Consider the following 20,836-nt stretch of genomic DNA (forward strand, 5'->3'; position numbering starts at 1 on the left):
GCATCGTGGGAGGATGCCTGTCGCGGAGAGCGTCAGTTGAGGCCAGCGGCGACGCTGGCGAGGCCGACCGTGAGATGGACGGCGGTGACGCCGACGAGGGTGCGGTGGCGCGCGTAGAAGAGGCCGAAGAGGACGCTCGCGGCGAAGGTGATGAGCGCGAAGGCGAGCGAGACATAGAGGTGGAACACGCCGAAGAGCACCGAGGTGACCACGACGGGCGAGAGGCGTCCGGCGTCGGGCAGGAGCCGCTCGAGCGAGGTCTGGATCACGCCGCGCGCGATGAACTCCTGGAGCAGGCAGTGGGGCCCATAGCTCGCGAGGAAGATCGCGAACTCGAGGCGCGAGTAGCCCGCGACGGAGCCCCAGTCGAGCCACGGCTCGCCGCGGAGGGCGGGCCCCGCGCGGAGCGCGGCACACGCCGCGAAGGCGACGGAGGCGACGACGAGCGCCTCGCGGAGGCTATGCCCCGCGCCGGAGAGCGTCACGCCGAGCCGCGCGAGCGGCAGCGGCTGCCGCCGCACGAACCACCCGATCGGGACGAGGAGCAGCAGCAAAAGGCCCCACGATTGGCCCATCTGGAGCAGCGGCGGCAGATCGGCGCGCATGAGATCCCGGACGAGCTGCGCGACGCCGAAGAGCGCGATGACGACGAAGAAGAACGCCGCGAGCTCCCGGCGCAGCTCCAGGGCGTCGCGACCGCCGCGGCGCAGGAGCTCGATCTCGAGCCGGAGCAGCTCGCGATCGGCGTCGCTCGACGGCGGCAGTCCAGCGCGCTCGGTCGAGCGGTCGCGCCGGCCGGTCGACGGGCGCGCGTCGCGGGCGGCAGCGCCTGCGAGGATGGGATCGTGGTGTGGCTCGAGCAGGTCGGACGAGGGTTCGATCAAGCTCATAAGAATGTCGCCATTGTAACGGCCGGTGTGCCGCGATCTGTGGAGAGCCTCGTAGCACCCTCGGCGCGGCGGGCACCAGCTCGGCGCGGCGGGCACCACGCCGGACGCCGCACACGACACCCCAGGCCGGCCATCGGCCGGAGCTTTGCCGTGGGCGCGTGTGCCGCTATCAGAGAGGTCGTTCCTCCGAGCCCGGCTCGCTGCTACGGACCAGCGGGCGCAGCGCTGGGCGAGGGCGGGACGACAGGGGGCAGACCACACCGTGCGGCTCGGCATCCGGCTTCAGCTCTTGTTCGCGCTCGGCGCGCTGCTCCTCCTGGCGTTCGTGCCGCTCTTCTTCGCGGTGGCGAGCCTCACGCGCGCCACGATGAGCGGCGCGCGCGCGTCGAGCGCCCGCGCGATCGGCCGCGCGATCGCCGGGCACGTGGCCGCGGCGCGGGCGACCCGGTCCGCCCCGGAGCTCTCGCTCCTGCTCGAGGCGCAGCTCGGCCCGGACGGGGCGTCGGCGATCGGCGTCTACGACGCGGCCGGGGCGCTCTCGGTCCGCGCCGGGGAGCCGGAGGTCGCGGCGGCGCTGCCGGCCTCGGTCGAGGCCGGCACGGAGGTGCTGAAGACGGTGCGCACCGCACGCGGCGGCGCGATCCTTGTCGTCGTCCCGGAGCCCGCGCGCGAGGCGGCGCCGCTCGCGGAGCCCGCGCGTGAGGCGGCGCCGCTCGCGGAGCCCCCGCGTGAGGCGGCGCCGCTCGCGGAGCCCGCGCCCGCGGCGTCGACCGGCTCGGTGGCCGTGCTGGTGCCGACCGACCCGTCGACGGTGCCCGCCGCGCCGCTCGTGCGGATCGTGGCGCTCTACACGGGCATCGTGGCGCTGGCGCTGCTCGTGTTCGCGTACATCTCCATGACGCACCTCGTGGTGCGGCCGATCGACGCCGTCTCGGAGGCAGCGCGCCGCGTGGCCGGCGGGGCGCGCGATCTCGATGTGCCGCGGGCCGGCGCGCGCGAGCTCGCGGAGCTCGGGGCGAGCCTTGCGCTCATGACGAGCCGCCTCCGCGCCGACGAGGAGTCGCTGCGGGCGAAGATCGCCGAGGTCGAGCGCTACGCGGCGGACCTGAAGAGCGCGCAGGAGCGGCTGGTCCGCTCGGAGCGGCTCGCGTCCGTCGGGCGGCTCGCGGCGGGGCTCGCGCACGAGATCGGCAACCCGATCGCGGCGATCCTCGGCCTGCAGGATCTGCTGCTCGCCGGGGGCCTCACGCCGGCCGAGGAGCGCGATTTCGTCGAGCGGATGAAGCGGGAGACGGAGCGGATCCACAAGATCCTGCGCGACCTGCTCGACTTCGCCAGGCCGGCGGCGCGCGGCGCGGCCGAGGCCGGCGCCGACGGGCAGGAAGGGCACCACCCCTCGGGGTCGGTCGCGGAGGCGATCGACGATGTCGTCTCGCTGGTGGCGCCGCAGAAGACGTTCCGCGCGATCGAGCTCGTGCGGGACGTCGCGCCCGACGTGCCGCCCGTGCCGCTCTTGCACGGGCAGCTGGTGCAGCTGCTCCTGAACCTCCTCCTGAACGCGGCCGACGCGGCGCCGCGCCTCGGGGGGCGCGTGGCGGTGCGCGCGTCGCGGGGGACGTCCGGCGGCGCGCGGATCGAGGTCGAGGACAACGGGCCGGGGATCGCGGAGGCGGTCCGCGAGACGCTGTTCGAGCCGTTCATCACGACCAAGGAGGTCGGCGAGGGGACGGGGCTCGGGCTCGCGGTGTGCCGGGGGCTCGTGGAGGCGGCCGGCGGCACGATCGGGGTCGAGCGAGGCGCGGAAGGCGGGGCGCGGTTCGTGGTGCTGCTGCCGGGGGCGGCCGACAGGCATGGCTGATGGGAAGGCCAACGCGCGCTCCCACACGACCGGAGCGATCGGCAATGGCCCTCGCTTCCCCCGCCTGGCAGCGTGCCCGCCCTCCCTGGGCGGGAGCGCTCTACTCCTCGACGGCGCCCGGGATCCACCACGAGGCGACCGCGAGCTCTCCGTTGAAGGGCGGTAGCACGACGCGCTCGTCGTCCTGCGCCGTCGCCGTGAGCGCCGGCCTCCCGCCGACCGTCTCGAAGACCTCGACCAGCCGGCGCATCGGGTCCACGATCCAGCTCCAGCCGACGCCGGAGCGCGCATAGAGCGGCAGCTTCACCGCCACGTCGTCGCGGGCGGTCCGCGGCGACAGGACCTCGCAGCACCAGTCGGGAAGGATCGTCAGCGGGTTCTCGTCCGGCAGCTCGGGGACCCGCTCGACCCGAAAGCCGCACAGGTCAGGCACGGCGAGCCGGCCGCCGGGGAAACGGATCTCCGTCTCGGGCTCGATCCACCAGCCGGCGCCGCCGACGTTCGCGTCGAACGGGACGAGGCCGTGCAGGCAGAGCCTGGCCGCGCGGCGGTGGCGCTTCTCGGGCCGCGACGTCGTGCGGAGGACCCCGGGCTCCAGGATCTCGCCCGTCAGGTGCTCGGGCAGGGCGCGGATGCTCTGGTAGAGCTCCTCGAAGGTCGGGGGGGTCGTGGCGGGTTGACCCATGCCGACGAGCGTATCCGATCGCGCGCGGTGCGCGAGCGGCGAGCGGGCCGCGTCAGTTCACCTCGCGCCCCACCGACGGCCACGGGCGCTCGCCGCCGAGCTGATCGAGCTCTTTCCGAAGCTCTTCGGTCGGCGCGAGCACCTGCATCCGCTCGAGCACGCTGCGCAGCCGCGACGCGTCCGAGCGGCTCGAGTAGATCGACCGCAGGTTGTTCAGCATGCGCACAAGGATCTGCCGCTTCTGCGCCGGCACGAGCAGCCGCGGATCCGGATCGCGCGTGGCGCCGGTGGCGCGGGTGTGCAGCGCGCGCAGGTCGTCCCGGCCGAGCAGGCGGCCCTCGAAGGGGTCGATGAGCAGCACGCCGCCGCGGACCGGCGTCCTCACGAGGAAATGGCCCGGGAACGAGACGCCCTGCGCCTCCATGCCCGCGCGCCAGCACAGCTCGAGGAGCACGACGCCGAGCGTGATGGGGATGCCCGTCCGGCGATCCAGGACCTCGTGCAGGTAGCTGTTCTTCGGGTCGTAGTAGTCCCCGGAGTTGCCGTGGAACCCGAGGTCACCGTAGAACCACCGGAGCAGCTGCTCGATGGGGCCGCTGCCCGGCGTCGCCTCCGCGGCGCGCAGGGGGCGCTCGATCGCGCGCCGCGCCTCGCCGCCGAGCCGATCGAGCACGCCGAGGTAGTGCGGGATGTCGAGCCCCGGGTAGGCGGCGTCGTCGATGAGGAGCGCCGCCTCGGCGAGGTCGAGCTCGTCCTCCGGTCTCCCGGCGACATGCGCAAAGAGCGTCAGACTCACCGGTGCGGGCATCGGACCGAGCGTAGCGCCACCCGGCGCGGCCGGTCTAGCGCCGCCCGCCGGAAGCCCCGGCCATCGAGGGCCGGACTGCTGCGCGGCTTCACGGAGCCTTCACGCGGGCGGCCCGGACTTGTTTCCTCGGGGCTCCGCCCCGCTCCGCGCCCCGGCGTAGGTTTCGCCTGGCTCTGTAGTTCCGTGTGTCAGAAATTCCGCCAGGGACTGTTCCGCGATGCCAAGAGATCTCGATTTATCGCATTCCCGTGGATTTGTGGAGAACGTGGCGACGGAGCGCACCCCCTCGAAAGGCATGGCCCCCGGCCGAACGTCGAGCCCGACGCTCGCGTGGACTCGCTGCCGGAGCGTGCAGCGTCGCGCCGGACGTGCTCGCCCGGCTCAAGAGCTCCCGACGAGCCTCGCCCACGAGGGCGCGTTGCCGAATGCCGTGGGCGGGGGCTTGCCCCCCTTGCCCCCCTTGTCTTCGTCTTCCTTCTTCTTGGAAGATAGATTGAACGGACCAGGAACCGAGGACTTCTCGCGCTTGCGGCCGTTCCTTGCCCTCATGTAGCTACCGATCTCTGACCGCGAGAACGTGGTGATCACCCTTCCGTTCGCCGTGGCGACGAAGTCCCCCTCCCCCAGCGTCTGATTCCACCACCAGTAGCCCACCCGCGCCTGTTCGTTGTCCTGGTAATCCCAAACCTCGGTTGCATGATCGATGACCCACTGCGGATCGATGATGCGCTGCTCCGCTCTTGCGCGAGCGTGGGAGGTGAAATTGTAGGACGCCTGCGCGGCCTCATAGCGAGCCTGTGCCTCCGCTCCGTGGGGGGGGCCCGCCGGCGCCCGGCGCGCGAGGGCCGGATGGGGCGGCAGCGTCTTCGCTCCTCCGAACGGCGCCTCGCGCCGCTGGGCCACGGTCGCCGGATGGGGCGGCAGCGTCTTTGCTCCTCCGAACGGCGCCTCGCGCCGCTGGGCCACGGTCGCCGGATGGGGCGGCAGCGTCTTTGCTCCTCCGAACGGCGCCTCGCGCCGCTGCGCCACGGTCGCCGGATGGGGCGGCAGCGCCTTTGCTCCTCCGAACGGCGCCTCGCGCCGCTGCGCCACGGTCGCCGGATGGGGCGGCAGCGCCTTTGCTCCTCCGAACGGCGCCTCGCGCCGCTGCGCTACGGTCGCCGGATGGGGCGGGCGCTGCGCCGCCCCGCCGCCGAGCTGCAAAGCCCTTCTCTCTTGCAGCGCTGTCGGGGTTGGCGGGAGCGAACGCGAGGGCTGCATGGAGGGGCGGCCGTTAGCGTACATGGTGACGAGATCCTACCACGGCTCTCCAATCGCCGCATGGCTCCGGTGGACGCGAGCAGCCAGCGCCGGCATCACAGCCTCGACCGCTCCGGTGGATATCGTCATGCGGTGGCGATAGCCGGGTCCCCGGGCTCCTGGACGCAGCCACGTCCAGCCGGATGTCCCTTGGCTGGTGAAAGCGCGAGCTGCCGCATCGCTGCGGCGCGACGTCCCCATCGACCGGCGCTGGCGCGGGCAGCCCGCCCGCGCGCGTCACGGCAGCAGGATGATGCCGTTGCACGAGCTCGGCGGTGTCACCGTCGAGATCTCTGTTGCCGGAACGTCCCAGTCCGAACAGGGCTTGGCCTCGACGTCGTCGAGGCACTGGTCGTAGCTGGAGCTGACCGCGACCGCGTCCTCGCAGCGCGCCGCCGCGAACGCCACGTTGACGCAACTGTCCTGTTCCTCGGCTTGCTGGGACTCGGGGAGCGTCCCGACCGTCACCAGGCAACCGACGGCGCGGCTGCACCAGGTACTGGCGAACGCCAAGCACTTCGCCGTCGCGGTGTCCTCGTCGCCCTTGGTGCTGTCGGCGCTGTCGTCGCCGCAAGCCGGCACCGTCGTGATCGCCGCGATCAATCCCCACGCTGCCCATTTTGTCATGCGCCCCACGATACCCGATGTTCGCCGGAGCCGGCTACCCACCGCCGCGTCGGCCCTCACCGCCGGTGCAGTGGCCCGCTCAGCCCTGCTCGGGCGACCTCCTGCGTGCGCAGCGCGGATCCAGGCCTCGGCAGGCGCCCGCGCAGCGGGGCGAAGCGCCTTTGGGCGCGCGCACCGCGCCACCCAGCCCGCGCCCCAAGCACGTTGTCGCCGCCTTCGAGGGCTACGCGTCTGTGGCGATCTCGCGCGAGGCGTCGTCCGATGTCACCGCGATGGCTGGGCGCACGGCGCGCTCGTCGCCTTCAAAGGCTGATGTCGGAGAGGTAGCGCGGCGCGTCCGCGTTATGCCGCGCCGTCGTCCCGGGCGCCGTCGTCGAGCCACGCGTCGACGCGGACCCCGACCAGGTTGCGCTGCTCCATCGCCGCCAGGATGCGCGGGAGCGCCAGGGGCCCCGCGGGCGCGTGGTCGTCGCGCTCGGCCGCATCGTGGAGCAGCACGATGGCCCCGTCGCGGAGCCCCGGGATGATCCGCGACGCCACCCGCCCGGGGTCGGCCCCGGGGAGCCCGTCGAACCCCCGCGCCGACCAGCCGATGACGTCGAGATCGAGCGCGTCGACTACGCGGGCGATGCGCGGGCTCGTGTGGCCGACCGGCGGGCGGAAGAGGGTGGGGCGGGCGCCGGTGATCCGCTCGATGACGTCGAGGTTCTGCCGGAGGTCGCGCTCGACCCGGCGGGCCGAGCGCAGCGAGAAGAGCCGGTCGTGCGCGTGGCTGTGCAGCGCGATGGCGTGGCCCCGCGCCGCGATCTCGCGGACGAGCTCCGGGTGGGCCTCGGCCTTGCGGCCGATCACGAAGAACGTGGCCTTCGCGCCCGCCTCGTCGAGGAGATCGAGGACCGCCGGCGTGTGCTCGGGGCTCGGCCCGTCGTCGAACGTCAGCGCCACGCCCCGCGCGCCGGGCGGGCCGCGCTTCACCACGTCAACGAACATCCCGAGCCCGAGGAAGAAGACCCCGCACAGGACGAGCGCGAGGTAGCCGATGATGGCTGCGCACGCGACCGCCATGGACACCGGCGCGACGAGCAGCGAGCGCGCGACGAGCGCGAGCGCGCCGAGCGACACCGCGTAGAGGAGGGCCCGCGCGAACGGCACGGGCTACTTCTTCGCGCGCTTCTTCTCGGGCTCGACCTCGAGGTCGTCGTCGAGCTCGTCCGCCGCGGCGGGGGCGGCGATGCGCTTGTTGTTGCCCCCGGCCGCCGCCTTCACCGCCGGCTTCGCGCCCGGCTTCTCCTCGTCCGAGGGGTCGTTGTCGGCCTCGTAGAAGCCGCCGAGCAGCGCGGCGATCGCCGCGAGCGACGTGACCGCCAGGCCGCCGAACGTCCCGGCGCTCCCCGCGGCCTCGCCGAGCGACAGGTTCGCGCCCCCGAGCTCGCCGAGCGGCACCGGCACCGGCACGGTGAGCCACCGGCGCGCGGCATACATCAGGCCGGCGCCGAGCAGCGCGCCGACGAAGGCCTTCATCCCCGCCTCGATCTTCGCGTCCTTCGCCCAGATGGGCTTGCCGGCGACGAGCCCCACGAGGACCCCGGCGAGCGCCGCGGCCAGGTAGGCGACGATCGCGATGGGCGCGCCGTAGCCGAGCTTCGCCAGCCCGAAGCCCAGCAAGCCCCCCACGATGAGCCCCTTCACGACCCCGATGATCAGGCGACCCAGCATCGGCTCCATCCTTGGCACGACGCGGGGCGCCGTTCAACATGGCGCCGCGCCATGGCGCCGTCGAAACATGGCGCCGCGCGGTTGCGTTCCCGGCGCCGTACCGCGCTGTTCCACGCCGTACCGCGCTGTTCCGCGCCGTTCCGCGCTATTTCGCGCCGTACCGCGCTGTTCCACGCTGTTCCGCGCTGTTCCGCGCTGTTCCGCAGGGCGCCGCGTTGTGAGCGTGACCGCGCGGCGCGATCGGGCAGCGCCAGGAGCGCGACCGCGCGGCGCCCCCTGTGGTAGACGGCGCCCACCGCCCGGGTAGCCCGCTCCTCCTCGACAACGCGCTCGGCCCTGCCGCGCGCCGATCCCTCCGCCGCTGCCTGACCCGGGCGCCGACCGGCCGTGCTCTTCAATACCCTCCGTTACGCCGAGTTCTTCGCCGCCGTCTTCGTCGGATCGTGGGCGCTCGTGCGGTACGCCGGCGCCTGGCCGCGCCTCGTGTTCCTGCTGCTCGTGAGCTACGGGTTCTACGCGGCCTGGGACTGGCGCTACCTGCCGCTCATCTTCGCCTCATCCACCGTCGACTTCCTGCTCGCGCGGGCGATCGCCCGCGAGGAGCGGCCCAGGGCGCGGCGCTTGATGCTCATCGCCACCGTGGTGCTGAACCTCGGGTTCCTCGGGTTCTTCAAGTACTGGAACTTCGCGCTCGAGAACGCCGCGGCGCTGCGCGCCCTGGTCACGGGCGAGCCGGTGAGCGTCGGCCACGCGTTCCGGGTGCTCCTGCCCCCGGTCGGCATCTCGTTCTTCACGTTCGAGTCGATGAGCTACGTCGTCGACGTGTACCGGGGCGAGCTCCCGCCCCACAAGAGCTACCTCCGCTACCTGCTCTTCGTCGCGTTCTTCCCGCACCTCGTCGCCGGACCCATCGTTCGCCCGCGGGACCTGCTCCCGCAGTTCGAGCGCGCCCCGAGCCTCACCCCCGAGGAGGGCGGGGAGGCGCTGTTCCTCGTCGCGATCGGCCTCGTGAAGAAGGTCGTCCTCTCCGACCAGCTCGCGCTCAACCTCGTCGACCGCGTCTTCGAGCGCCCGGAGAACTACTCGGCCCTGGAGGTCCTCGCGGGCGTCTACGGTTACGCCGCGCAGATCTACTGCGATTTCTCCGGCTACACGGACATCGCGATCGGCTCGGCGCTCCTGCTCGGCGTGCGGTTCCCGAAGAACTTCGACGCGCCGTACAAGGCGCACAACCTCGCCGATTTCTGGCGCCGCTGGCACATCTCGCTCTCCACGTGGCTCCGCGACTACCTGTACATCCCGCTCGGCGGCAACCGCGGCTCCGAGCTGGCGACGTACCGCAACCTGATGATCACGATGCTGCTCGGCGGCCTCTGGCACGGCGCCTCGTGGAACTTCGTCTTCTGGGGCTTCCTCCACGGCCTCGGCCTCGCCGTGACGCGTGCCGTCCAGCGCGCCATCAAGCGCCGGCGATCCGCCGGCGAGGGCGAGCGCGGGGGCGAGGCCGCGAGCTCGCCCGTCGCCCGCCTCGCCGTCCGCGCGCTGTGCGTGCTGCTGACGTTCCACTACGTCTGCCTCGCGTGGATCTTCTTCCGCGTGCCGACCTTCTCGCAGGCCGTGCTCATCCTGCGGCAGATCGGCACGCTGACGACCTTCCACCCGAACCTGCCGCCCGTGCTGATCGCGCTCCTCGGGATCGCGCTCCTGTCCCACTACGTGCCGGAGCGCCTCTACGAGCGCGCCCGCGGCGCGTTCATCGCGGCGCCGGCGCCGGTGCAGGGCGCGCTGCTGTTCGTGATCGCGATCGGGCTCCACGAGGCGGCGAGCGCGGCCGCGGTCCCGTTCGTCTACTTCCAATTCTGAGAGCGGCGGTCACCCGCTTCGGATACGGGCCCATCTCGGCGTTTTCGGTGCTCAGCGCACCGGAGTGCGCTTCCGCGCCGAAAACGCCGATCTGGGCCCGTCTCCTGTGCGGGTGACCGCCGCTCTGCGGCGCCTGTGCAGAGGGGGCGCGACGGGGCGGAGGGAGCGGGGCGCGATCAACGCAGGTGGGGCCCTTTCCATAACGATGGATCGAACGGGGGGAATGCCGGGGGCGCGGGCGCCGGCTGCTCCTGCGTCCTGCTGCACTTCATCAAGGCTCTTTCCCTGCAGAGCCTGATTGCAGAGGGGCCGATGCTCGAACTCGTCGAACCGCCCGTGCCGCGAGGAAGGAACTGTACCTGGGCCGCCGAACAAGGCGACGGAGCGCGGCGCCGAGCGAAGCGAGGCTCCGCGCCCCGCGCGTGAAGCTCCAGCCGTTCGGCGGGCGATGGCGGAGAGCCTGGTTCAGCCGCCACCGAGGGCCGCACTCGAACGGCTTGCTCCCACTGTGGGAGCATGATATACCTCCACTCCGTGAGGGTCTTCAGCCGCAGCACTCTCGTTGAGTTCTGGACTCGGCACGCCGATGCAGAGATTCCGCTGCGGCTCTGGTTCTCCATCGTCCAGAATGCCTCCTGGACGGGGCCCGCTGACATAAAATCCGTCTTCGGAAGCGCCGACTTCCTCCCGAACAACCGGGTTGTGTTCGACATCAAGGGCAACAACTACCGCTTGATCGCTCAAGTCAAGTACGGCCCATTGTATCTGGTCTATGTCCGATTCGTCGGCACCCATGCCGAATACGACAAAATTGACGCGACGAGCGTATGAGGGCACTTCGATGATCGAGCCTGTTGTGAATGAGGAGAGTCACGGTCGGGCGCTTCGCAGGATCGAAGAGCTCTGGGACGCCGAGCCTGGCTCGCCCGAGGCGCAGGAGCTCGATGCGCTCGCGACGCTGGTCGACGCATACGAGCGCAAGCAGTTCCCCATTGAGCCGCCAGACCCGATCGCAGCGATCGAGGCGCGCTGCGAGCAACTCGGGTGGACTCGCAAGGAGCTTGAGCCGCTGATCGGTTCCAGGGCACGCGTCTCGGAGGTCTTGGGCCGCAAACGGGCGCTGACGCTCCCGATGATCCGAAAGCTCCACGCGTCGATGCAGATCCCGGCCGAAGTGCTGATCGCGCCTCCGCCTCATTCGCGTGGGAAGCCGCCGCCTCGGCGAACGTCGGGACGGAGCGCTCATGGCAAAGGCGCGAAACGTGCCGCGTAAACGGTGCCCTCCATCTGACTCGAATCAGCTGGCGAACAAGCGCATCTGCCGTCCGCGCTTCTCGGCAGCAGATGGGCAAGTCGTCAGGCGGAGCAGAGAGGCGGACGGATAGGCATCGGTTAGCCGCGGCGCGTCGTGCGCCGCCCGGGACCCGTTGGCACACCGCTGCCGTCGCCTCGACCGCGAGCAGCCCTCGCCCCACAGATCAGGCGGCTGGATTCGTCCGCGTCTCGTCGATCGGGGCGTGGCGCGGGCCACGATCAACGCAGGTGGGGCCCCTTCCATAACGACGGATCGAACGGGGGGAATGCCGGGGGCGCGGGCGCCGGCTGCTCCTGCATCCACGCCGTGGTCTCGACCCAGAGCGCGAGGTACGGAATGGGTGCGGAGCGGCGGATCAGCATCAGCAGGAAAGGTCTTCGGACGATGAAATAGCGCTTCCGCGCCGGCACCCCATATCCGTGCATGACCGCCTCCGCGGTTACGCTGGCGCCCACCTCGTCGAGCCTGAACTTCACCCGCTGCTGCACTTCATCGAAGCTCACGCCCTGAAGAGCTTGATTGCAGAGAGGCCGATGGGTGAGCTCGTCGAACTGTCGGAAGACCTCCAACTGGAGCCGTGGAACGCACAGCCCCTCGTCGGATCGGAGCGCGCGGTCCTCGGGCCGCAGCCGCTCGAGCCGGTCGAGCGCAGCCCCCACCGTCACGCCGAGCCGACTGCAGGGCGGGATCTGGGCGATGAGGATGCGATCCTCGGTGTCGCCCGCGCAGAGCTCGATGACGAACTCGTCCTCGGACACATAGTCGTGCGCGATGACCTGCGCGTAGCGGGCGGGGTTGTCGGGATGGGGGCCGTCGTTGATCCCGAAGGCACGGACATTCCGCCCCTGAAACCAGAGATCTCGCACGGCGAAGACCGTCGGGAACTGGAGATCGCGCGAGAGATAGCCGTACGCGAGCAGGTCGTCAGGCGCCACGCGGCTGGGCAGCAGCTGCGCATCGGCATCAGGGAACTTGGCCTGGAGCTCGCCGCGCAGTTGCTCGAGGACTCCCTCGCCGCCAAAGCCAGCCCCAGTGACGCACCACGCGGGGTTGACGACCTCGTCGAGAGGAACGCGGTTCATTGCGTCGGCAAGAGACGTCTGCGGGTCGAAGCGCAGCGGGCCGAAGCGATCTTGTAGCTTGCGCCAGGCGAGCGCGAGCGGAACGCCAAAGACGAGATCCGTCCCCGAGGCGTGGGGCTCGGCGAGGTTGGCGCACATCGTGATGGGCATTGATCCAGCGAGCGTAGCGGGTGGCCGGAGCGGCAGTCCACGCGCGCGTGAGGTGGGCTACGTCCCCGGATGGCGACGGCATCGGCCGGGATGACGACGCGCCCCGCCGGCATGAAGACAGCACCCGGCCTGGATGAGGATGGCCGCCGCCGGCGCAGAGATGAGTCGGCGCGAGCTCCCGCTGTGATCTACGCTCTCGCCGTGCGTCCACCTTCTCTCGCCCTCGCCCCCTTCGCCGTCCTGCTCGCCGGCGCGCTCTCGCTGGCGTGCAGCGTGGCCAACGTGCCGTCGAACGCGGAGCCGATGGTCCGGGCTCGCGCCACCTCCGACCTCGACTGCGCCGACAAGGAGGTCCGCGTCGAGGAGCAGCTCGGCGGTCGTTTCAAGGCCGTCGGCTGCGGCCGCAAGGCCTACTACCGGGCCGCCTGCGAGGCGCTCCGCTGCGTGGTGAGCGGCGAGGGCGAGGCGCTGGTCCCCTGGAGAGACCGCCCGGATCCGGCCGAGGTCGACCGGCAGCGGGATCGGCTGCCGCTGCAGTAGGCCGGGGCCTCGGCGCCCTCCGCCTCGCTGCGCCACGGAGCGGTGTGCTCTTCCGCGCCGGGCCCGGGCGGCCCCGGCGGCGGAAAGCGCCGGCGGAGCGCGGGTTTTCCGGCCTTTTTCGGGCACACGCGGCCGGGCTTGAGGTAGCCTGCGCCGTCCCGGGATCTGCCGCGGGAATTCGGCCATGGCCTTCATCACCACCGAGCGCTGTACGTGACGGACACGGAGCAGGCCGACAACGACGCCCGGCCCGAGCCGGATCCGAGCTCGCCGCCGGACGCGCAGGCCGACGCCGAGCCGCGGCGCCGGACGAAGAAGCGCGGGAAGCGGCGCGACGAGAAGGCGGCGCCGGCCCCCGAGAACGCCGCGCCGGCGCGCCAGCGCGATCCCGAGATCGAGGCCCTCGAGCAGGCGTTCGAGCGCGGCGATTACGCGCGCGTCCGCGCGGACGCGGGGCGGCTCGCGAAGGAGGCCGAGCGCGACGAGGTCCGCCGCGCAGCGCGGGAGCTCCTGCGCCGGATCGACCCCGACCCGCTCGCCGTCGTCCTTCTCTTCGCGGCCATGGGTCTGCTCGCGTTCCTCGCGCTCTGGTACTGGTCCCAAGGCCACACGGCCCCGTGACGATCGAGAAGGCAGCGCGGTGAACGCCGAGACCGGACGCCCTTCAGGCGGCCTCCCCGCCGTGCGGCGCGCCGCGCTGGCGCTCGCGCTCGCGTCGACGGCCTGCGGGGGCGCCCCCGGCCCGGGTCGGCCCGCGGCGTGGAACGCGGCGCCCGAGGGGCAGCGGGGCGCCTCGTCGGGCACGCGGGCCGAGCGCTACTTCCCGCTCGTCGATGGGCACATCTACCACTACGCGACCATGAGCGAGGGCGGCGAGCAGGGCCTCCTCGTCGCGCGCGTGCACCGCGCGGACGCGCGCCGCGGCGAGCTCCGGTTCCCCTCGGGGGTGAAGCGCTTCGAGTTCACCGGCGAGGGCGTGATCCGCAGCGACACGGGCGTCTTCGTGCTCAAGGAGCCGCTCGCGCCCGGCACCACGTGGACCGGCGAGCACGGCGGCCGCGCGCGGATCACCGCGGTCGACGCGGCGATCGAGGTGCCCGCGGGGCGGTTCACGGGCTGCGTGCAGACCGTCGAGGAGCGCCTCGGCGACAGGCCTGCGCGCTACGTGTCGACGTTCTGCCCGGACGTCGGCGTGGTGGCGATCGAGGCCATGGGCGGCGCGAGCTACGAGCGGGCCGAGCTGAAGAGCTACGCGCCGCCCATCGACATGGGCCCCGACGGCGTGCGGCGCGCCCCGGCCGATGCGCCGCCTGACGCAGCGAGCGCGCCCTGAACGCGCCGCGAGCTCGCCCACCGCGCGCCGTGCGCTCGCCCCGAGCACGGCGCGCGCTCGCTCGAAGCGCGCGCCGCGCCGCGCCGCGCGAGCGCGTTGCGGTGGAGGCCGCCCGCGCGCGCCACACCGCGCCGCGCGCGCTCGACCGGCGCATCACGTCGATTTTTGCGCCGACGCGCATTCCGTGCGACCTGTGCCAGGCCCTTCCGTTTCCGGGGGGGCGGGAAGTAGACTCCCGGCGCTGCTCGTGGCGCGGGCGCACCGCTTGCTGCGAACACACCGCGCGAGCTCCGCTGGCGGCGCCTCCCGAATCACCAACGACATGAATTACTGGGATTACATCCACGTCGAGGAGCTGCTCGCCCTCCAGGGTGGATTCGACGACGACGAGCAGAAGGTCGGCAACGACGAGGCCCTGTTCATCGTCGTCCACCAGATCTACGAGCTCTGGTTCAAGCTCATCCTCCGGGAGCTCACCTCGGCGCGCGAGCTCTTCCGCCAGAACCCCGTGCCCGATCAGAAGCTCGCCTCCGCGGCGCGCTCGTTCCGGCGGGTCGTCACCATCTTCGAGCAGGCGATCGAGCACTTCCGGGTCATGGAGACGCTGACGACCCGCGATTACCTGGACTTCCGCGATCGGCTCATCCCCGCGAGCGGCTTCCAGTCGGCGCAGCTGCGCGAGATCGAGCTCCTGATGGGCCTCGACGACGCGCTCCGGATCCCGCTCGGCCGCGAGGGGAGCTACAAGGAGGCGCTCAAGACCGCGGACGGCCTGCCCTCGGCGGCCACGCGTCGCGTGGAGGCGCGGCTCGCGAGCGGGCCGAGCCTCAAGCACTACCTGTACGAGTGGCTCTCGCGCACGCCGATCGACGGATCGAGCGAGCCGGAAGGCGTCCTGTGCTTCCTGCGCAGCTACACGCGATCGATGCGCGAGGAGAACGAGCGCCGGGTCCAGATGGCGATCGACAGGGCGCTCACCCCGGCGGACGTCGAGCGGCTCCGCGCGCGCTACGAGGCGGAGAGCGCGTGCGCCGAGGCGTTCCTGCTCGCCGAGGACGACCCGGCGGCCGACGAGCCCACGCGCGAGAAGCGCAGGGCGATCCGCGCGGCGATCGTCTTCATCGAGAGCTACCGCGAGCTGCCCCGGCTCGCGTGGCCGCGCGAGGTGCTCGACCGCATCCTGGAGATGGAGCAGGCCATGCTCATCTGGCGGCAGCGCCACGCGCGGATGGTCGAGCGGGTGATCGGCCGGCGCACCGGCACGGGCGGCTCCGCGGGCGTCGACTACCTCGACCAGACCGCGCTGCGCTACCGCGTCTTCGGCGATCTCTGGAGCGTGCGCTCTCTGCTGTTGCGTAAGCCGAGCGTCCCTGAGCTCGATCACGCATCGGATTACGGATTCCGTGTCGAGGACTCTCCGTGAAATCACTTCGCGATCACTTCTTGCGTCTTGATGCCCGTTCGCTCGGGTTGTTTCGCATCACCTTCGGGCTGGTCCTTATCGCCGACCTCTTCGGGCGGTGGCGATGGGTGCGGGACTTCTACTCGAACGAGGGCGTCCTCCCGAACCACAACCACCTCTTCAACCTCCGGGGCAAACAGCAGGTCTTCAGCCTGTTCCACGCCTTCTCGACGGAGGGAGAGGCCCACTTCGCCTTCTCGCTGGCGCTCATCGTCTACGCCCTGTTCCTCATCGGGCACCGGACGCGCGTCTTCCACGTCCTCTCGCTGCTCGTGCTGGTGAGCCTGACGTCGAGGAACATCCTGCTCGAGAACGCCGGCAACTACGCGGCGATCGCGATCCTCGCGCTCACCGCGTTCCTGCCGTGCGGGAGCCGGTTCTCGCTCGACAGCCTGCGCGCCTCGCTCTCCCTCCGGGACGAGAAGCGCGACACCGAGCTGAACGACAGGTCGAGGGTCTCGGAGGCCGAGATCGCGGCCGAGCGCCGGCCCGGGTGGTCGCCGACGTCGCTCGCCGCGCTGGCCGTGCTGCTGCAGCTCGCCCTCATCTACCTCTGTACGGCGCTCCAGCAGCGCGGGGAGGCGTGGCGCGACGGGACGGCGTTCTACTATGCGCTCCACGCCGAGCGCCTTGCGAGCGACGCGGGCGTCTGGCTCCGCGACGCCCTGCCGCTCGGCACGCTGCGCGGGCTGACGTTCGGCACGTGGGGCATGCAGCTCGCGATCCCGGCGCTGCTCTTCGTCCCGGCGCTCTTCCGCTGGACGCGCGGGGTCGCGGCCGCGCTGATGGTCTTGCACGGGCTGATCCTCGGGATCTTCTTCGACCTCGGGCTGTTCGGCTGGGGGCTCGCCGCCGCGGCGCCGCTCGTGCTGCCCGGCGAGCTCTGGGACGCCTACGAGCGCAGCTGGAGCGAGGGCCGGGCGCGCACGCTCGTGTACGACGCCGACTGCGGCGTTTGCCTCCTGCTGGCGCGCCTGGTCAAGCGGCTCGATCTGCGCGAGCACCTGACGTTCCAGGGCAATGTCGCGCTCGACGAGCTCTACGTCCGCAACCAGACCGGCGCCACGGAGCGCGTGCCGATGCCGAAGGAGGTCACGCCGGAGCTCGTGGAGCGGACGGCGCTCGCGATCGACCGGAAGGGGCGCGTGTACACGCGGGGCGCCGCGATCACCGAGGGGCTCCTGGCGTTGCCGCTCGGCTGGCTCGCCTGGCCGCTCAAGCTGCCGGGCATCTCGCACCTCCTGAACGCGCTCTACGACGTTGTCGCGGCGTGCAGGCACCGCATCAGCGAGCTCCTTGGCCGGCAGGCGTGCGGGGTCCCGCTGCCCGACGAGGACGACGCGGACGGCGGCGCGGGCCCGGTATCGGACGGCCCTGCGCCGGCGGTGCGGACGACGCGGCTCGTGCTGGGGTCGCTGCGGGAGGCGGCGGTGCTCGTGGTGCTCGCCGCGGTGCTGGCGCAGACGGCGAAGGAGAACCCGCTGCCCGGCGCGGCGGCCGTCCCGCAGGGGGCGGTGCTCGCGGGCGTGGCGTCGTGGCCGCGCATGCTGGCGAAGTGGGACGTGATGGCGCCCGAGCCGCCGCGGAGCAACGAGGTGATGGTGATCGACGGCCAGACGCGCGCGTCGCAGCCGATCGACCCGCTGACCGGGGAGGAGCCGCAGCTCCAGCCGGCGGGGAACCCCGGGGCGCGGCTCGGCCAGCTCTGGTCCGATTACCTCGATCGCATCCGGCGGCCGGAGTGGTCCGACTACCAGCGCGCCTTCCGGGACTACCTTGCGAAGGGCGGGCCCCAGGCGACCGGAACGGGGCGTGAGGCGGCGCTGTCGGGCTTCGACGCGTACTGGGTCTCGGCGCCGACCCCCGCGCCGGGTGAGCCCGCGTCGACGAGCTTCGAGCGGGACAAGCTGTTCTCGCACTCGCGGGGCGGCACGGGAAGGCTGGGCGAGGGGGGCCTGCCCCTCCTGCCGACCCTCCGCCATCACGGCAAGCCGAACTGAGGCGCTCGCATGCGTCAGCTTGACGAGGACCCGAGCGCCGCGGCACCCGACGCGGCGCGCGGAACCGGCGCGGGCGCGCCGGACGATGACGGCGCACCGACAGGGGATGTGACTTCCGACGAAGGCGCGCCGACAGGGGATGTGCCGCCCGGCGAAGGCGCGCCGACAGGGGATGTGCCGCCCGGCGAAGGCGCGCCGACAGGGGATGTGCCGTCCGACGAAGGCGCGCTACGGGAGAGCGCGCCGCCCGATGAGGGCGCGCCGCAGGAGAGCGCGCCGCGCGGTGAAGGCGCGCCGCCAGCGCCCGAGGGCGGGGCCCCGAGGCGGCCGGCCGAGGGCCGACTACGGCGCGTGGGGCGGTGGATCAAGGAGCACTACTGCACCATCGACGTCCGCACGCTCGGCCTGTTCAGGCTGGTGCTCGGCTTCCTCCTCTCGGCCGACTGCGTGCGCCACTGGGCCGAGGCGAGCTGGATCTACAGCAACGACGGGGTGCTCACCAACCACTATCACCTCTTCCACCCGAGCAGCGGATACAACTTCAGCCTGTATCACGCGTTCTCGTCGACAGGAGAGGTCCACGTCGCGTTCGCGCTCTCGCTCTTCTGCTTCCTCTGCTACTTCGTCGGCTGGCACACTCGGCTGTTCGCGATCCTGTCGTTCGTGCTCGTGGCGAGCCGGGACAACCGGATCGTCATGATCGAGAACGGCGGCTATGTCGTCGTGAACATCATCACCTGCTGGGCCATGTTCATGCCGACGGGCAGGCGCTTCTCCGTCGACGCGCTGATTCGCTCCTACCGCGAGCGGCGGGAGCGGACGGCCGCCGATCTCGCGGATCGGAGGCGCCCCGAGTGGGCCGAGCGGCCGTACGTCTCGGGGATCGTGCTGCTCGCGATCCTGAACCTGGCGACCATCTATTATTTCAACGTCGTCAACAAGTCGGGCCAGATCTGGCATCGCGGCGAGACGGTGCACTACGTCTTGCACCTCGATCGCATGGTGACCGGAATCGCCGTCATCGCGCGGGAGCTCATCCCTTTCTGGGCGATGAAGGGGCTCACCTGGGGCGTGCTGGTGGTCGAGGCGCTGCTCGTGACGTGGATCCTCTCGCCGTATGGCCGCCGCTTCACGCGGGCGCTCGCGATGGGCGGGATGTGGGCCCTGCACGGGAGTTTCGGGGTGATGATGCGCCTCGGCCCGTTCTCGTGGTTCATGATCGGCTGGTCGTTCCTGCTGCCGACGGCGCAGCACTGGGACGCGCTCGCGCGCTGGTATCGCCGCGGCGCGGCGCCCCGGGTCGTCGTCTATGACGGCGATTCGCCGCTCGCCTTCGCCCTCATGCGGTTCCTTGTCCGGCTCGACAACCTCGAGCTGCTCCGGTTCGAGGAGGCGCGCGCCGTCCCGGCGGGCGGCGCGGAGGCGGCCGGGGGAGGGGAGCCTAGGGCGGAGCTCTTCGAGGTGCGCGACCCGAGCGACCCGGCGGATGGGCGGGTGTTCCGCGGGGCGGCGGCGTTGCGCGAGGTCGTGCGGGCGCTCCCTGGAGGTCGTTTTGCCTGGCCGTTCCTCTGGGCGCTGACCCTCGGCGCGCCGGGCGCGCTGCTCGGGGTCGTGTCGCGTCGGCGCGACGGCATCGCGCGGTATTTCGGGCTGACGCGGGCGCCGCGCGGGAGGGCTGTCGGCGTCGTGGAGAGCCCGTCGCCGCTCCGGGAGCGGCTCGCCCGTGGCCGGGTGATCGCGCGGGAGGTGGTGATTGCGTACCTCGGGCTCTGCGCGGTGAGCCAGGCGCTCAACGAGAACAAGAGCGTGCCTGCGTTCCTCAAGCACACTCAGCCGAAGTTCGTGCAGGCGACGATCGTGTATCCGCGGACCCTCCAGGGGTGGGGGATGTTCGCGCCGAACCCGATCACGGAGGACGGGTCGATCAGCGTCGACGCGATAACGGTCGATGGCCGGCACGTGGATCCGTTCACGGGGCTCCCGCCCGATCTGAACCTCTCCGACGCGCGGGGGCTGGGGCTCGGGCAGATCCAGCAGGACTATTTCAACCGGATCCGGCTCGACCGGAACAAGCCGTTTCGCAAGCCGGGCCTCCAGGACTACCTGCTCAGGTACCATGAGCGGACCGGGCGGCCGGAGGACGAGATCGTGGCGTACGACGTGTACTGGGTGCGAGATCAGTGCCCGAAGCCGGGGGAGATCGCGCCGTACAAGAACGAGGCGATCCCGATCCTGTCGTACCGGAAGCCGGGGTATCGGCCGCGTCCAGGGCTGCCGGCGTTGCCGCCGCTGCTCAAGGAGGCGAGCGCGGAGAAGTAGGCTGGTGCAGGGGACGCCCTGCACCGCCGTCTGGCGATGGGAACGGCGCGCTCGGCGGCTCCTGGGGCCCGGCGCGTCGGTTCAGGAGCCGGTCGCGGCGAGGAGCTCCCGGGCGTCGGTGATCACGGCGGAGCGGCGGATCCAGCGGTCCAGCTCGTCGAGGTCGGTGCTCGCGAGGACGCGTTCCCGCACCTCGACGGGGACCTCGAGCCCGCGGGCCTCGAGGAAGGCGAGCACGTCGTGCGCCTTGGCTTCGAGGATTCCCTGCTCCCGACCCTTCTCCACGCCTTTTGCCACGTAGCTGCGTGCGAACTCGCTCTGAAATTCGTAACCGCTCTTCATCATCGCCTCCAACTTCCGCCTCGCCGCTGCGTTCAGCGAGGATAGCACCAGGTCCCCGTAGACGGCCCGGCGCTCCTCATCGAGCTCGTCCGCCGCCGCCAAGAACGCCAAGCCGATCGCCTCCGCCGCCTCGCTCTCTCCGTGCGCCATCGCCGAGCTTCATGGGTCACCGAGGGCGTGGGGTCGTCTCACGAGTGGTTGCAATCATGCTGAATTTGCGTGGCCTACCACGCTCGCGCGGTGGAGCCCGCACGGGCCGAGCAGCGTCCTCCCACCCGTGAATTCCGGGCAGCTCCTCGGGGTCATCACGCCTCGTGATCCGCGGGGCCCCTGGTACTACAGCCGCACGTCGCGGAATCTCAGCGGATCTCGATGGGCGGGCGGGTGCTCGTGACGCTTGGCTTGTCCGCACTCCGGTGGAGCCCAGCTCGTTCGTCGCTCACCGACGTGCGGCTGTATTACTAGCGCGCCGAACAGGTTGAAAGTTGTCTGAATTCAAGAAGTTGCGTGGTTCAACCGTTCTTCCGGGAAGCAAGCTCCAAGGGCA

19 protein-coding genes are annotated in these 20,836 nt (G+C 71.6%); 10 read left to right on the plus strand and 9 right to left on the minus strand.

Annotated elements, in window-relative coordinates; translation table 11 throughout:
• Positions 1–32: 32 nt before the first annotated feature.
• On the minus strand, positions 33–890 hold the full coding sequence (locus WME90_RS44320) for a CPBP family intramembrane glutamic endopeptidase (RefSeq protein ID WP_437278142.1): 858 nt from the start codon (positions 888–890) through the stop codon (positions 33–35).
• Between the two features lie 262 nt (positions 891–1,152).
• Between WME90_RS44320 and WME90_RS44325 the strand changes: the two genes are divergently transcribed.
• Positions 1,153–2,748 carry an ATP-binding protein gene (locus WME90_RS44325; protein ID WP_437278143.1) on the plus strand — a complete coding sequence of 532 codons (1,596 nt, stop codon included), beginning with the start codon at positions 1,153–1,155 and terminating at the stop codon, positions 2,746–2,748.
• Positions 2,749–2,848: 100 nt separating this feature from the next.
• On the opposite strand, the gene WME90_RS44330 is transcribed toward WME90_RS44325, so the two are convergent.
• The 6 genes from WME90_RS44330 to WME90_RS44355 form a co-directional block, all read right to left on the minus strand.
• Positions 2,849–3,433, minus strand: coding sequence for a Uma2 family endonuclease (locus WME90_RS44330; protein ID WP_437278144.1), 585 nt, complete (start codon positions 3,431–3,433; stop codon positions 2,849–2,851).
• Positions 3,434–3,485: 52 nt separating this feature from the next.
• Positions 3,486–4,241, minus strand: a complete 756-nt coding sequence (locus tag WME90_RS44335; protein ID WP_437278145.1) for a SirB1 family protein — start codon at positions 4,239–4,241, stop codon at positions 3,486–3,488.
• Between the two features lie 381 nt (positions 4,242–4,622).
• Positions 4,623–5,444 carry a hypothetical protein gene (locus WME90_RS44340; RefSeq protein WP_437278146.1) on the minus strand — a complete coding sequence of 274 codons (822 nt, stop codon included), beginning with the start codon at positions 5,442–5,444 and terminating at the stop codon, positions 4,623–4,625.
• A 333-nt stretch (positions 5,445–5,777) separates the two neighbouring features.
• On the minus strand, positions 5,778–6,167 hold the full coding sequence (locus tag WME90_RS44345) for a hypothetical protein (RefSeq protein WP_437278147.1): 390 nt from the start codon (positions 6,165–6,167) through the stop codon (positions 5,778–5,780).
• Between the two features lie 342 nt (positions 6,168–6,509).
• Positions 6,510–7,319: a polysaccharide deacetylase family protein gene (locus tag WME90_RS44350; RefSeq protein ID WP_437278148.1), complete on the minus strand. Its 810-nt coding sequence runs from the start codon at positions 7,317–7,319 to the stop codon at positions 6,510–6,512.
• A gap of 3 nt (positions 7,320–7,322) precedes the next feature.
• Positions 7,323–7,883 carry a hypothetical protein gene (locus WME90_RS44355; protein ID WP_437278149.1) on the minus strand — a complete coding sequence of 187 codons (561 nt, stop codon included), beginning with the start codon at positions 7,881–7,883 and terminating at the stop codon, positions 7,323–7,325.
• A gap of 387 nt (positions 7,884–8,270) precedes the next feature.
• Here WME90_RS44355 and WME90_RS44360 point away from each other — a divergent pair, with 387 nt between their 5' ends.
• From WME90_RS44360 to WME90_RS44370, 3 genes are all read left to right on the plus strand, one after another.
• Positions 8,271–9,746 carry an MBOAT family O-acyltransferase gene (locus WME90_RS44360; protein ID WP_437278150.1) on the plus strand — a complete coding sequence of 492 codons (1,476 nt, stop codon included), beginning with the start codon at positions 8,271–8,273 and terminating at the stop codon, positions 9,744–9,746.
• Positions 9,747–10,280: 534 nt separating this feature from the next.
• Positions 10,281–10,577, plus strand: a complete 297-nt coding sequence (locus WME90_RS44365; RefSeq protein WP_437278151.1) for a type II toxin-antitoxin system HigB family toxin — start codon at positions 10,281–10,283, stop codon at positions 10,575–10,577.
• Between the two features lie 10 nt (positions 10,578–10,587).
• Positions 10,588–11,019, plus strand: coding sequence for a helix-turn-helix domain-containing protein (locus WME90_RS44370; RefSeq protein ID WP_437278152.1), 432 nt, complete (start codon positions 10,588–10,590; stop codon positions 11,017–11,019).
• Between the two features lie 260 nt (positions 11,020–11,279).
• On the opposite strand, the gene WME90_RS44375 is transcribed toward WME90_RS44370, so the two are convergent.
• On the minus strand, positions 11,280–12,293 hold the full coding sequence (locus WME90_RS44375) for a hypothetical protein (RefSeq protein WP_437283770.1): 1,014 nt from the start codon (positions 12,291–12,293) through the stop codon (positions 11,280–11,282).
• A 201-nt stretch (positions 12,294–12,494) separates the two neighbouring features.
• Between WME90_RS44375 and WME90_RS44380 the strand changes: the two genes are divergently transcribed.
• From WME90_RS44380 to WME90_RS44405, 6 genes are all read left to right on the plus strand, one after another.
• The gene (locus WME90_RS44380; protein ID WP_437278153.1) at positions 12,495–12,833 is read left to right on the plus strand and encodes a hypothetical protein; all 339 of its coding nucleotides are present in this window, start codon (positions 12,495–12,497) and stop codon (positions 12,831–12,833) included.
• Positions 12,834–13,046: 213 nt separating this feature from the next.
• Positions 13,047–13,454 carry a hypothetical protein gene (locus WME90_RS44385; protein ID WP_437278154.1) on the plus strand — a complete coding sequence of 136 codons (408 nt, stop codon included), beginning with the start codon at positions 13,047–13,049 and terminating at the stop codon, positions 13,452–13,454.
• A gap of 19 nt (positions 13,455–13,473) precedes the next feature.
• Complete coding sequence (locus tag WME90_RS44390) at positions 13,474–14,166, plus strand: hypothetical protein (RefSeq protein WP_437278155.1); 693 nt, start codon at positions 13,474–13,476, stop codon at positions 14,164–14,166.
• A gap of 310 nt (positions 14,167–14,476) precedes the next feature.
• Positions 14,477–15,589 carry a tryptophan 2,3-dioxygenase family protein gene (locus WME90_RS44395; RefSeq protein WP_437283737.1) on the plus strand — a complete coding sequence of 371 codons (1,113 nt, stop codon included), beginning with the start codon at positions 14,477–14,479 and terminating at the stop codon, positions 15,587–15,589.
• Positions 15,586–17,628: a DCC1-like thiol-disulfide oxidoreductase family protein gene (locus WME90_RS44400; RefSeq protein ID WP_437278156.1), complete on the plus strand. Its 2,043-nt coding sequence runs from the start codon at positions 15,586–15,588 to the stop codon at positions 17,626–17,628. Before WME90_RS44395 ends, WME90_RS44400 begins: the two co-directional genes overlap by 4 nt.
• A 9-nt stretch (positions 17,629–17,637) precedes the next feature.
• Positions 17,638–19,947 carry a hypothetical protein gene (locus tag WME90_RS44405; protein ID WP_437278157.1) on the plus strand — a complete coding sequence of 770 codons (2,310 nt, stop codon included), beginning with the start codon at positions 17,638–17,640 and terminating at the stop codon, positions 19,945–19,947.
• A gap of 81 nt (positions 19,948–20,028) precedes the next feature.
• Here the strand turns inward: WME90_RS44405 and WME90_RS44410 are convergent, their stop codons facing one another.
• Positions 20,029–20,439 (minus strand): hypothetical protein, encoded by a 411-nt coding sequence (locus tag WME90_RS44410; protein ID WP_437278158.1) that lies wholly within the window; start codon positions 20,437–20,439, stop codon positions 20,029–20,031.
• Positions 20,440–20,836: the final 397 nt, after the last annotated feature.

The organism is Sorangium sp. So ce375 (assembly GCF_051473855.1).
GTDB lineage: Bacteria > Myxococcota_A > Polyangia > Polyangiales > Polyangiaceae > Sorangium.

Coding starts and splice junctions, on each gene's coding strand:
- WME90_RS44320 (WP_437278142.1), bottom strand. CDS start 890: ATGAGCTTGATCGAACCCTCGTCCGACCTGCTCGAGCCACACCACGAT.
- WME90_RS44330 (WP_437278144.1), bottom strand. CDS start 3,433: ATGGGTCAACCCGCCACGACCCCCCCGACCTTCGAGGAGCTCTACCAG.
- WME90_RS44335 (WP_437278145.1), bottom strand. CDS start 4,241: ATGCCCGCACCGGTGAGTCTGACGCTCTTTGCGCATGTCGCCGGGAGA.
- WME90_RS44345 (WP_437278147.1), bottom strand. CDS start 6,167: ATGACAAAATGGGCAGCGTGGGGATTGATCGCGGCGATCACGACGGTG.
- WME90_RS44355 (WP_437278149.1), bottom strand. CDS start 7,883: ATGCTGGGTCGCCTGATCATCGGGGTCGTGAAGGGGCTCATCGTGGGG.
- WME90_RS44370 (WP_437278152.1), top strand. CDS start 10,588: ATGATCGAGCCTGTTGTGAATGAGGAGAGTCACGGTCGGGCGCTTCGC.
- WME90_RS44375 (WP_437283770.1), bottom strand. CDS start 12,293: ATGCCCATCACGATGTGCGCCAACCTCGCCGAGCCCCACGCCTCGGGG.
- WME90_RS44405 (WP_437278157.1), top strand. CDS start 17,638: ATGCGTCAGCTTGACGAGGACCCGAGCGCCGCGGCACCCGACGCGGCG.
- WME90_RS44410 (WP_437278158.1), bottom strand. CDS start 20,439: ATGGCGCACGGAGAGAGCGAGGCGGCGGAGGCGATCGGCTTGGCGTTC.